Source organism: Streptomyces sp. NPDC001617, assembly GCF_053596855.1.
This window is the reverse complement of the sequence record NZ_JBSFHA010000010.1, coordinates 134,246-145,661: the sequence shown is the minus strand read 5'-3', so window position 1 is coordinate 145,661 and position 11,416 is coordinate 134,246. Positions and strand designations below refer to the sequence as shown.

Here is an 11,416-nt window from a genome sequence, read left to right as displayed (position 1 = left end):
CGTCAGGCTGTGTCCGCGTACCGCACCCGGTGGCAGAGCGCCGGGATCTCCCCGGAGGCCAGGCGCGGCATGACGTCCGGCAGTTCCTCGAAGGCGGACTCACCGGTGATGAGGGCGTCGAGGGCGGGGTCGGCGAGGAGTTCGAGGGCGAGGGCCAGCCGGTCGGCGTACGTACGGCTGGAGCGGCGGGCCGGGGAGACGGTGCCGACCTGGCTGGAGCGGATGACGAGCCGCCGGGAGTGGAAGGCCTCGCCGAGCGGGAGGCCGACCTTCCGGTCGCCGTACCAGCTCAGCTCCAGGACGGTGCCCTCGGGTCTGAGCAGCTCAAGGGCGCGCGCGAGCCCCTGCTCGGTCGCGCTCGCGTGCACCACGAGGTCCCGTTCACCGAGAGCGTCCGCCGGCAGGGCGAAGTCGACGCCGAGAGCCCGGGCGACCTTGGCGCGGGCGGGATCGGCGTCCACCAGCTGGACCCGTACACCCGGAAAACGGGCGAGCAGGGCGGCAACCGAGCAGCCGACCATGCCTCCGCCGACCACGGCGATGCGGTCGCCGATCAGCGGCGCGGCGTCCCAGAGAGCGTTGACGGCGGTCTCCAGCGTCCCGGCGAGGACGGCGCGCTCGGCGGGAACGGTGTCCGGTACGACGGTGACGGCGGAGGCGGGGACGACGTACCGGGTCTGATGCGGATAGAGACAGAAAACGGTCCGCCCGACCAGCTCCTGGCTCCCCTCCTCCACCACCCCCACATTGAGATAGCCGTATTTCACGGGTGCGGGGAACTCGCCCTCCTGAAAGGGCGCCCTCATGGCGGCGTGCTGGCTCTCGGGCACCCCGCCCCGGAAGACGAGGGTCTCCGTCCCGCGGCTCACCCCGGAGAAGAGCGAGCGCACCACCACCTCGCCCTCCGCGGGTTCCGGCAGGTCGACGTCCCGTATCTCGCCGACCCCCGGACGGCCCAGCCAGAACGCGCGCGAGATGCGGTTCATCGACGTCCTCCTGAACGATCGGGAAGTGGTTCACGTACCGAGGTGTGCACAGGCCGCGCACAGTACGCGGCGTTGATCGACTCTGTCACATGGCCGGAGGACCTGCGGTGGCCCTGAACAACACTTACGACGCAAGGCTGGTTCAGCAGGAGACCGCTGTGGGAGCGGGCGTTCAGATCCTGTTGCTGGCCCTGCTCGGTACGGCGATCGGCTTGGGGCCGGCGGGCTGGCTGACCGGCCTCGCCTTCGCCGTCGCCACCTGGGCCGTGCTCTCGCGGGCGCTGCACAGGACCCGGCCGCGCTCCTTCGGACCTGCCAACCGGGTGACGCTCGGCCGAGCCACGCTGGTCGGCGGTGTGACGGCCCTGGTGGCGGACTCCTTCGAGAGCTCCCCGCCGGTGACGGTCTTCGTGGGCCTGACGGCGGTGGCGCTGATCCTCGACGGCGTGGACGGCAAGGTGGCCCGCGCCACCAACACCTCGACCGCGCTGGGCGCCCGGTTCGACATGGAGGTGGACGCCTTCCTGATCCTGGTGCTGAGCGTCTACGTCTCCATGCAGCAGGGCCCGTGGGTCCTCCTGATCGGCGGTATGCGCTACGCCTTCGTGGCGGCGGCCCGCGTCCACCCCTGGCTGAACGCCCCGCTCCCCCCGAGCATGGCCCGCAAGACGGTCGCCGCGATGCAGGGCATCTGCCTCCTCCTGGCCGCCTCGGACTACCTCCCCCCCATGGCCTCCTTCGGTGTCACCGCCCTGGCCCTGACCTCCCTGACCTGGTCCTTCGGCCGGGATGTCCGCTGGCTGCACCGGACGTCCCGCGTCCAGGACGGCGAGGTCGAGGAGATGCTGGAACTGGAGGCGGAGCGGGAGACCGTGGCTTCCTGAGCGGCGGCCACCCCTGGAGCGGGATACGGCGGCCTTGAGGGCCCCTCACCGGTCGATCGGGTACCGGTACACCGTCGACTCCCGCCGCTGGAACCCCAGCCGTTCGTACAGCCGGTTCGCGGCCTCCCGGTCCGGTCGGGAGGTGAGGTCCACGGTGCGGGCACCGGCCTTTCCGGCGATGCTCAGGGCCTCCTCCATCAGCAGGCCGGCGATCCCGTGTCCGCGTGCGGCGGTGTCCACGACCACGTCCTCGATGCGGGCCCGCAGGCCGGAGGGCAGTGGGGACATCGTCAGGGTGAGGGTGCCGACGATCTCGCGGTCGGCGCGGGCGACGAGGACCGTGTTCGTGTCGGACGCCAGGATGCGGGTGACGGCGTCGGCATCCAGTGGCTTCGCGGTGCGGGACAGTTGGGGCAGCAGGCGGCCGAAGGCGTCGGTGAGTTCCTGGTCCGCCTCTCGCACGATCTCCACATCGATCTTCATGACGCCGACCCTATCGACGCGGCACCGACCGAACCGCCGGCGGCGGTACGGCGGCCAGGACCAGCCACGGAACCGCCGGCGGCCTCCTGTACGGCAGGCGTGGCGTGTGCCAGTGGTGAGCGGGGGGTCCTTGCTCACGGGCTGACGACACCACCGTCAGGCCGCGCGCCGGACCCCTTCCCGATGTGCCCTGACGATGTCCGCGTACCGGTGCCCGCTTCCCTTGATCGTGCGGACCTGTGTCCGGTAGTCGACATGGACCAGCCCGAACCGCTTGTCGTAGCCGTACGCCCACTCGAAGTTGTCCAGCAGCGACCAGGCGAAGTACCCGGCCAGCGGGGCGCCCTTGCGGGCGGCCGAGGCGCAGGCGGCGAGGTGGCGCTCCAGGTAGTCCCGGCGCTCGGGGTCATGGACGGTTCCGTCGGGTCGTACGACGTCCGGGTAGGCGGAGCCGTTCTCGGTGACGTACAGCCTGCGGGCGCCGTACTCGCCGGTGAGACGGAGCAGAAGCGCCTCGATGCCGCTGGGGTCGACCTCCCAGTCCATTCCGGTACGGGGGACGCCGAGGCGTCGGACCGAACGGGCCCTCGGCATGGGCCCGGTGGGGTCGTCGGCGACGGTGGCCGGCATGTAGTAGTTCAGCCCGAGCCAGTCGAGCGGGGCGGCGATCGTCGCCAAGTCGCCTTCGAGCTCCGGGAGTTCGACGCCGTACAACTCGCGCATGTCGGCCGGAAACCCTCGGCCGTGCACGGGGTCCAGCCACCAACGGTTGACGTGGCCGTCCATGCGATGGGCGGCCCGGACGTCCTCTTCACGGTCCGTGGCCGCGTGGATCGTGGAGAGGTTGGTGACGATACCGACCTGGGCGGACGGGGATGCGGCACGGATCGCCTGCGCGGCGAGGCCGTGACCCAACAGGAGGTGGTAGGAGGCTCGGACGGCGGCCGACAGGTCGGTCAGCCCGGGGGCCATCCTGCCCTCCAGGTGGCCGATCCAGGCCGAGCAGAGGGGCTCGTTGAGCGTGGCCCAGAGGGTGACCCGGTCGGCGAGGCGCTCGGCCACGGCAGAGGCGTACCCGGCGAACGCGAGCGCGGTGTCCCGCTCCGGCCAGCCGCCCCGGTCCTGGAGGGTCTGCGGCAGGTCCCAGTGGTAGAGCGTGGCGGACGGAGTGATGCCGGCTTCGAGCAGCCCGTCGACCAACTCGTCGTAGAAGGCCGGCCCCTTGGGATTGACCGGGCCGTCGCCGCCCGGGATCACCCTGGGCCAGGCGATCGACAACCGATAGGCGTTCGTGCCCAGTTGACGCATCAGGGCGATGTCCTCGCGCCAGCGGTGGTAGTGGTCGCAGGCCACGTCACCGTGGTCGTTGCCCGCGACCTTGCCGGGGGTGTGCGAGAAGGTGTCCCAGATCGACGGGGCGCGGCCGTCCTCCGCGACGGCTCCCTCGATCTGGTACGCCGATGTGGCCGTCCCCCACAGGAAGTCGGACGGGAAGGCGGCGAGGTCGATGCGGTCGGACACGTAAGTCCCTTCGGATGCGGACGAGTGGGTCACTTGACGGCCCCTGCCGTCAGCCCGGCGACGAGATAGCGCTGCAACAGCAGGAAACCGGCGACCACGGGCACACTGACGACCAGCGAGGCGGCCATGATCTGGTTCCAGTACACGTCGTTGAGGGTGGAGTAGCCCTGGAGACCGACGGCGAGGGTACGGGTGGTGTCGTTGGTCATGACGGAGGCGAAGAGCACCTCGCCCCAGGCGGTCATGAAGGCGTAGACGGCGACCGCCACGATGCCCGGGACCGCGGCCGGCACGACCACGCGGAAGAGGGCCCCGAGCGGTCCGCAGCCGTCCACCAGCGCCGCCTCGTCCAGGTCGCGCGGCACCGAGTCGAAGTACCCGATCAGCATCCAGATCGAGAACGGGAGCGAGAAGGTGAGATACGTCAGGATCAGGCCGCCGCGCGAGCCGAACAGGGCGATTCCGGTGGCGTTGCCGATGTTGACGTAGATGAGGAACAGCGGGAGCAGGAAGAGGATGCCCGGGAACATCTGCGTGGACAGGACGGTGACCGTGAAGACGCGCTTGCCGTGGAAGTCGTAACGACTGACGGCGTATGCGGCGAACACCGCGATCACCACCGAGCAGACCGTCGCCGCGCCCGCCACGATCAGCGAGTTCATGAAGTAGCGCGCCAGCGGGATCGTGGACCAGATGTCGATGTACGGACGGATCGTCAGATCCGTCGGCACCCAACGGAAATCGCCCGTGACATCGGCGAGGGGCTTCAGCGAACTGGAGACCATGACGTACACCGGCACCAGGACGAACCCGGTGAGGAGGGTGAGGAAGACGCGCCGGGACCAGAGGAAGGAACTCGGCGGCGCCATGGGCGACTCAGGCATCGGCTGCCCTCCGTCCACGCGACGTGAGTGCCAGGTACACGCCCGTGACGACGAGCAGGAACAGCAGCAGGAGCACGGACATCGCGGAGCCGGTACCGAAGTTCCAGGTGACGAAGGACGCTTGGTAGATGTGGACCGAGATGAGGTCCGCGGCCTCGGGGGCGGCCTTGCCGAACAGGACGTAGGGCGTGTTGAAGTCGTTGAAGGTCCACAAGAAGAGGACCAGCACCAGGACTTGGTTGACCGGACGCAGCGAGGGCAGGGTGATACGGCGTATCTGCTGCCACATCCCGGCGCCGTCCAGGGCGGCCGCCTCGTACAACTCCCTCGGGATGTTCTGGAGTCCGGCCATGACGATCAGGAAGGCGAAGGGCCAGCCCTTCCACACCGACACCGTGAGCAGCGCGTAGAAGCTGTTGTCGCCGATCAGCCAGAAGGACGGCTTGTCGGTGAGGTGCAGTTGGTCGTGCAGGACGTGGTTCACCAGGCCGTTGTCGTGCTGGAACATGAACACCCAGGTGATGACGGCCGCGTAGACCGGCAGGGCGTACGGCACCAGGAACAGGGCCCGCAGCAGTCCGCGGCCGGCGAAGGTGTCCTGCATGCAGATCGCCGCCGCCGTACCGATCAGCCAGCACAGGCCGACCGAGAGGAGGGTGAAGCCGACGGTGACGAAGAAGGAGTGGAGCAACGCCTCGCCGACCGGGGCGTCGAAGTCCACCGACACCTTGTAGTTGCCCAGGCCGGACCAGGGCGCGCTGCCCCAGTCGCGGATGTAGAACTGGGTGAGTTCCTTGAAGCTCATCACGATGCCGATCACCATCGGCACCAGGTGGACCAGGAGTTCGAGGAGCAGGGCGGGCAGGAGCAGCAGGTACGGGAGTCCGATGCGGCGGATCCGGCCGGGCCGGCGGCGACGTGGCTCACGCGCCGCCTCCCCTGCGGAACTCCCCCTCATCGAAGGCTCCTTGAGGGTGGTGGTGGTCATCGGGCTCACTTCGCCGGCATCTGCTGCTGGGCCTTCTCGAGCTTCGCCTTCACCGAGTCGGTGGTGACCGCGCGCCCGGCGGCCACGTCGGCGAACAGGTCCTTGACCGCCGTACCGACCGCCGTCTCGAACTGCGACTCGTCGGCGACCTGCGGCAGCGCGGCGGCGCTCTTGGCGAGGGTGTCCTTGAGGACCGCGTTCGACGGGGAGTTGAAGGCCGCGTCGGTCTGCGCCGCCTTCACCGGCGGGATCGAGCTGTACGCCGTGTTGAGGATCTTCTGCTCGGCGTCGCTGGTCATGAACTTCACGAACTCCGTGGCGCCGTCGAGGTTGTGGGTGTTCTTGAAGACGGCCAGGTTGATGCCGGCGACCATCGAGTTGACCTGGGTTCCGGTGCCGGGGGTGCCGGACTGCACGGGGACGGGCGCGACGCCGTACGAACTCTCGTTCATCCCCTGCGACTTGAGGTTGGCGGACGCCGACTGCCACAGCAGCATCGCCTGCTTGCCCTTGGCGAAGTCGCTCACGGACTGGTTCTGCGCGTACTCGGCGTCACCGGTCGGGATGACCTTGTCCTTGGCCATCAGGTCGACGTACTGCTTGACCGCGGTGACCACGCCGTCGCCCGTGAAGTCGGCCTTGCCGTCGGCGGTGAAGAAGTCGGCGCCGTGCTGCTTGGCGAAGACGAAGACGTGGTGGATGTTCTCCGAGAGGTTCGAACCCTCGGCGCCCAGCGGGGACTTGCCCTTCGCGGTTATCTTCTTGCCGTCGGCGACCAACTCGGCCCAGGTGGCCGGGGGTTGGCTGATTCCGGCGTCGGCGAAGATCTGCTTGTTGTAGTAGAGGGCGTAGGCCATCGAGTAGAGCGGTACGGCGGCCGGGTCCTTGCCCGCCGCGCCCGTCGAGCCGAGGGCCGAGTCGACGAAGCGGTCCTTGCCGCCGATCTTGGCGAAGTTCTTCGCGTCCCAGGGCAGCAGCGCGCCGGTGGCCTGCAGGGAGGCGCTCCAGGTGTTGCCGATGTTGAGGACGTCGGGGCCCTGGCCGGAGGTGGTCGCGGTGAGGATGCGGTTCAGCAGGTCGGACCAGGGGACGACCTCCAGCTTCACCTTGATGCCGGTCTGCTTCTCGAACTTGGCGAGCTCGGGCTGCAGGACCTTCTTGTCGACGGCGATGCTGGCGCCCTGGTTGGAGGCCCAGTACGTGAGCGTCTTGGGCGAGTCGTTCGACCCGCCGCCGCTGGACGAACCGCCTCCGCAGGCCGAGGCGGCAAGGGCGAGTGACAGGGTGACGGCGCCTACGGCCGCGGCTCGGATGCTGCGCATGGCTCCCGGTGTCCCTTCGGGGATTGCACTCATGACTTAATTTAGGACGTGAGTTAAACCTCAAGGGATGGGCTCGTCAAGGGGTGCGGCAACCCTTGTGGAACTCCGGTCCCACCTCTTGACGCACCCCTTCGGCCAGTTGAAACATTCACCGGCGAGAGAGCGCTCCCAAGCCCCACCCCGTTCACTTCCTGAACAGGAGAGCCGCCCCATGCCCCTGCCTGCCATAGGCCGCAGAACCGTCCTCGGCGCCGCCGCCCCCGCCGTGCTCGGCCTGTCCGGCCGCGCGTCCGCCACCCCGTCCTCGGCGGCGCCCCGCAAGCCGCGTCTCCTTCCCGGCGGCGGTGACCTCGGCCCGAACGTCCTGGTCTTCGACCCGTCCACCCCGGGCATCCAGGCCAAGCTGGACGAGGTCTTCAAGCAGCAGGAGTCGGCTCAATTCGGCACCGGCCGCTACGCGTTGCTCTTCAAGCCGGGCGTCTACGACGGACTCAACGCCCAACTCGGCTTCTACACCTCGATCATGGGCCTGGGCCTCTCCCCCGACGACACGACCATCAACGGCGATGTCACGGTCGACGCGGGCTGGTTCAACGGCAACGCCACGCAGAACTTCTGGCGTTCGGCGGAGAACCTGGCCCTGGTCCCGGCGAACGGCACCAACCGCTGGGCGGTCGCACAGGCGGCTCCGCTGCGCCGTATGCATGTGCGCGGCGGCCTCAACCTCTCGCCCACGGGCTACGGTTGGGCCAGCGGTGGCTATATCGCCGACAGTCGCATCGACGGCCAGGTCGGTCCGTACTCGCAGCAGCAGTGGTACACCAGGGACAGCGCGATCGGCAGCTGGCTCAACGGCGTCTGGAACATGGTGTTCTCAGGCGTCGAGGGCGCACCGGCGCAGAGCTTCCCGAGCCCGCCCTACACCACACTGGACACGACCCCCGTCTCGCGCGAGAAGCCCTTCCTCCACGTCAACAGCGCTTGCGGCCTCCGCGTCTTCCTGCCGGAGAAGCGCACCAACGCACGGGGCGTGACCTGGGGCAACGGCACCCCGCGCGGCATCTCGCTCCCCCTCTCGCAGTTCTACGTCGCCAAGCCGGGCGTCTCCGCCGCCACCCTCAACCAGGCGCTCGCACAAGGACTTCACCTGCTGCTGACGCCGGGGATCTACCACCTCGACCGCCCGATCCAGGTGAACCGCGCGGGCACCGTCGTCCTGGGCCTGGGTTACGCAACACTCGTCCCGGACAACGGAGTTACGGCCCTTCGCGTGGCCGACGTCGACGGCGTACGCCTGGCGGGCTTTCTCATCGACGCCGGGCCGGTCAACTCCCCCACCCTGCTGGAAGTCGGCCCGCGAGGAGCCTCCCGGGACCACTCCGCCAACCCGACCACCGTCCAGGACGTCTTCGTCCGCATCGGCGGCGCGGGCGCCGGCAAGGCCACCACCAGCGTGGTCATCAACAACAGGCACACCATCGTCGACCACACCTGGGTCTGGCGCGCCGACCACGGCGACGGCGTCGGCTGGGAGACCAACCGCGCCGACCACGGGATCGTCGTCAACGGCGACGACGTGCTGTGCACCGGCCTGTTCGTGGAGCACTTCAACAAGTACGACGTGCAGTGGTACGGGCAGCGGGGCCGCACGATCTTCTTCCAGAACGAGAAGGCGTACGACGCCCCGAACCAGGCCGCGATCCAGAACGGCTCCGTGAAGGGCTACGCGGCCTACAAGGTCGGCGACGGCGTGACCGCGCACGAGGGCTGGGGGCTGGGGAGTTACTGCTTCTACAACGTCGACCCGAGCATCGTGCAGCACAGTGGCTTCGCGGCGCCGAACCGGCCGGGGGTGCGCTTCCACGACCTGCTGGTGGTCTCGCTGGGCGGCCAGGGGCAGTACGAGCACGTCATCAACGACACGGGGGCGCCGACGTCGGGCACGTCCACGACCCCTTCGACGGTGGTGTCGTATCCCTGAAATCGCCTCTCTGAAATCGCCTCTCTGAAGTCATCTCATTGAGGTTATCTCTCTGAAGTCATCTCTCTGAAGTCGTCTCTCTGAAACGGCGGTTGAGCGCCGCAGGGGGCGGCCCCGCCCGCGTACGGGAGGGGCCGCCCCTGGGCGCTAGGACTGCGCCGGTGTCGTGGCCGGTGCCGGCGCGTAGCCGGTCGGGCGGGCCGTGAAGGTGCCGCGGCCCTGGGTCCGGCTGCGCAATCGGGTCGCGTAGCCGAAGAGTTCGGCGAGCGGCACGGTGGCCGTCACGACCGCCGCGCCCGCGCGCGTGACCGAGCCCGAGACCCGGCCGCGGCGCGCGGCGAGGTCGCCGAGCACCCCACCGACGGCGTCCTCGGGCACGGTGACCGTGACCTCGACGACCGGCTCCAGGAGGACCAGTGCGCAGGCGCGCAGGGCCTCGCGGAGACCGAGCTTGCCCGCCGTGCGGAAGGCCGTGTCCGAGGAGTCCTTCACATGGGTCGAACCGTCGGTGAGGGTGACGCGCAGGCCCGTCACCGGGTGGCCGCCGAGCGGTCCCTCGGTGAGGGCGTCCCGGCAGCCGGCCTCGACCGCGCGGACGTACTCCTGCGGAACGCGCCCGCCGACGACCGCCGAGCGGAACGCGAAACCCGTCTCCAGCGGCTCGACGTCGAGAACGACATGGGCGAACTGCCCTGCCCCGCCATCCTGTTTGACGTGCCGGAAGACGAACCCGGACACCCCGCGCCCGACCGTCTCGCGGTAACTCACCCTCGGACGGCCGACGTTGAGCTCGATGCCGTGCGTGAGCCGGAGCTTCTCGGCCGCGACCTCAAGGTGCAGTTCACCCATGCCGGACAGGACGGTCTGGCCGGTCTCGGGGTCCGTGCGTACGACCAACGAGGGGTCCTCCTCGACCAGCCGCGCGAACGCCGAGGCCAGCCGGTCCGCGTCGGCCGACCTGCGGGCCTCGACCGCCACCGAGACCACCGGCTCGGTGACGCCCGGGGGTTCGAGGACGAGCGGGGCGCCGGGAGCGCACAGCGTCGAGCCCGCGCGGGCCGACTTCAGCCCGACCACGGCGACGATGTCCCCGGCGACCGCACGGTCCACCTGGGCGTGCCGGTCGGCCTGGACCCGCAGGATGCGCCCGATCCGCTCGGTGCGGCGGGTGCCCGCGTCCCACACGGTGTCTCCCTTCCCGATCGTTCCCGAGTAGATCCGTACGTACGTCAGTCGCCCCGTCGGCGTGGCGTTCACCTTGAACGCCAGAGCCGCGAACGGCGCCGCCGGATCGGCCGCCCGCTCCTGCTCCGTACCGTCGTAACTGCCTTGTACGGCAGGCACGTCCAGCGGCGAGGGCAGGTAGGAGACGACGGCGTCGAGCAGGGGCTCGATGCCGCGGTTGCGGTAGGCGGAGCCGCAGAGGACGACGATGCCGTCGCCGCTCAGGGTCAGGTCCCGCAGGGCCGCGGCCAGGGTCTCGGCGGACAGCTCCTCCCGCTCGACGAACTCCTCCAGCGCGGCCGGGTGAAGTTCGGCCACGGCCTCCTCCAGCAGCCGGCGGCGCCGGTCGGCCTCCTCGCGGAGGTCCTCCGGCACCGGCAGGACGGCCGCCGTGTCGCTGCCGTCGGTCCACACCAGTGCGCGCAGGCGCAGCAGGTCCACGACACCGGTGAAGCGGTCCTCCGTACCGATGGGCAACTGCACGACCAGGGGCGCCGGATGGAGGCGGTCCCGGATCGAGGCGACGGCGGTGTCGAGGTCGGCGCCCGCGCGGTCCAGCTTGTTGACGAAGGCGATCCTCGGCACGCCGTGCCGGTCGGCCTGCCGCCACACCGACTCGCTCTGCGGCTCGACACCGGCCACGGCGTCGAACACCGCGACCGCGCCGTCGAGCACCCTGAGCGAGCGCTCCACCTCGTCGGCGAAGTCCACGTGCCCCGGGGTGTCGATCAGGTTGAACCGGTGGCCGTCCCACGCGCAGCTCACGGCCGCCGCGAAGATGGTGATGCCGCGGTCGCGTTCCTGGGGGTCGAAGTCGGTGATCGTCGTGCCGTCGTGGACCTCACCGCGCCGGTGGATGGTGCCGGTGGCGTACAGGATCCGCTCGGTGACGGTGGTCTTGCCCGCGTCGACATGGGCAAGGATGCCCAGGTTGCGGACGGTGGTGAGGGCGTTGATGTCGGTGCGCACGGCCCGTCGGCCTTTCTGGTGACTCTGAACAGGGCAGCGCGATTCCCGTGCGAACGGGCACGACCACGGCACACCGGTGGGTCGGAAGGGTGTCGCGTCAGACGTTCGTCACAGGCATCCGGTACCGGCCGCGCAGCGGGCACCGGACGGACGGGGACACGAGGATCACCTCGT

At 69.7% G+C, this 11,416-nt stretch carries 9 protein-coding genes; 2 read left to right on the top strand and 7 right to left on the bottom strand.

The window, feature by feature from the left end; translation table 11 throughout:
* Window positions 1-2: 2 nt before the first annotated feature.
* Window positions 3-986 (bottom strand): zinc-dependent alcohol dehydrogenase, encoded by a 984-nt coding sequence (locus tag ACWC09_RS10975; RefSeq protein ID WP_450850230.1) that lies wholly within the window; start codon window positions 984-986, stop codon window positions 3-5.
* 107 nt (window positions 987-1,093) lie between these two features.
* Here ACWC09_RS10975 and ACWC09_RS10970 point away from each other — a divergent pair, with 107 nt between their 5' ends.
* Window positions 1,094-1,870, top strand: coding sequence for a CDP-alcohol phosphatidyltransferase family protein (locus ACWC09_RS10970; RefSeq protein ID WP_450850263.1), 777 nt, complete (start codon window positions 1,094-1,096; stop codon window positions 1,868-1,870).
* Between the two features lie 45 nt (window positions 1,871-1,915).
* Here the strand turns inward: ACWC09_RS10970 and ACWC09_RS10965 are convergent, their stop codons facing one another.
* From ACWC09_RS10965 to ACWC09_RS10945, 5 genes are all read right to left on the bottom strand, one after another.
* The gene (locus ACWC09_RS10965; protein WP_450850229.1) at window positions 1,916-2,353 is read right to left on the bottom strand and encodes a GNAT family N-acetyltransferase; all 438 of its coding nucleotides are present in this window, start codon (window positions 2,351-2,353) and stop codon (window positions 1,916-1,918) included.
* Between the two features lie 156 nt (window positions 2,354-2,509).
* Window positions 2,510-3,874: a GH1 family beta-glucosidase gene (locus tag ACWC09_RS10960; protein ID WP_450850228.1), complete on the bottom strand. Its 1,365-nt coding sequence runs from the start codon at window positions 3,872-3,874 to the stop codon at window positions 2,510-2,512.
* 29 nt (window positions 3,875-3,903) lie between these two features.
* The gene (locus ACWC09_RS10955; RefSeq protein ID WP_450850262.1) at window positions 3,904-4,743 is read right to left on the bottom strand and encodes a carbohydrate ABC transporter permease; all 840 of its coding nucleotides are present in this window, start codon (window positions 4,741-4,743) and stop codon (window positions 3,904-3,906) included.
* A gap of 7 nt (window positions 4,744-4,750) precedes the next feature.
* Window positions 4,751-5,746, bottom strand: a complete 996-nt coding sequence (locus tag ACWC09_RS10950; RefSeq protein WP_450850227.1) for a carbohydrate ABC transporter permease — start codon at window positions 5,744-5,746, stop codon at window positions 4,751-4,753.
* Window positions 5,747-5,751: 5 nt separating this feature from the next.
* A complete protein-coding gene (locus tag ACWC09_RS10945) occupies window positions 5,752-7,068 on the bottom strand; it encodes an ABC transporter substrate-binding protein (RefSeq protein WP_450850226.1) in 1,317 nt (438 codons plus the stop codon).
* A gap of 211 nt (window positions 7,069-7,279) precedes the next feature.
* Here ACWC09_RS10945 and ACWC09_RS10940 point away from each other — a divergent pair, with 211 nt between their 5' ends.
* Window positions 7,280-9,049 carry a coagulation factor 5/8 type domain-containing protein gene (locus tag ACWC09_RS10940; protein ID WP_450850225.1) on the top strand — a complete coding sequence of 590 codons (1,770 nt, stop codon included), beginning with the start codon at window positions 7,280-7,282 and terminating at the stop codon, window positions 9,047-9,049.
* 147 nt (window positions 9,050-9,196) lie between these two features.
* Here ACWC09_RS10940 and fusA read toward each other — a convergent pair whose 3' ends face one another.
* Window positions 9,197-11,242 carry an elongation factor G gene (gene fusA / locus ACWC09_RS10935; RefSeq protein WP_450850224.1) on the bottom strand — a complete coding sequence of 682 codons (2,046 nt, stop codon included), beginning with the start codon at window positions 11,240-11,242 and terminating at the stop codon, window positions 9,197-9,199.
* Window positions 11,243-11,416: the final 174 nt, after the last annotated feature.

What these genes read in the sequence shown, in the direction of transcription:
- ACWC09_RS10945 (WP_450850226.1), bottom strand. Translation starts at nt 7,068, where the DNA reads ATGCGCAGCATCCGAGCCGCGGCCGTAGGCGCCGTCACCCTGTCACTC.
- ACWC09_RS10940 (WP_450850225.1), top strand. Translation starts at nt 7,280, where the DNA reads ATGCCCCTGCCTGCCATAGGCCGCAGAACCGTCCTCGGCGCCGCCGCC.
- ACWC09_RS10950 (WP_450850227.1), bottom strand. Translation starts at nt 5,746, where the DNA reads ATGACCACCACCACCCTCAAGGAGCCTTCGATGAGGGGGAGTTCCGCA.
- ACWC09_RS10975 (WP_450850230.1), bottom strand. Translation starts at nt 986, where the DNA reads ATGAACCGCATCTCGCGCGCGTTCTGGCTGGGCCGTCCGGGGGTCGGC.
- ACWC09_RS10955 (WP_450850262.1), bottom strand. Translation starts at nt 4,743, where the DNA reads ATGGCGCCGCCGAGTTCCTTCCTCTGGTCCCGGCGCGTCTTCCTCACC.
- ACWC09_RS10965 (WP_450850229.1), bottom strand. Translation starts at nt 2,353, where the DNA reads ATGAAGATCGATGTGGAGATCGTGCGAGAGGCGGACCAGGAACTCACC.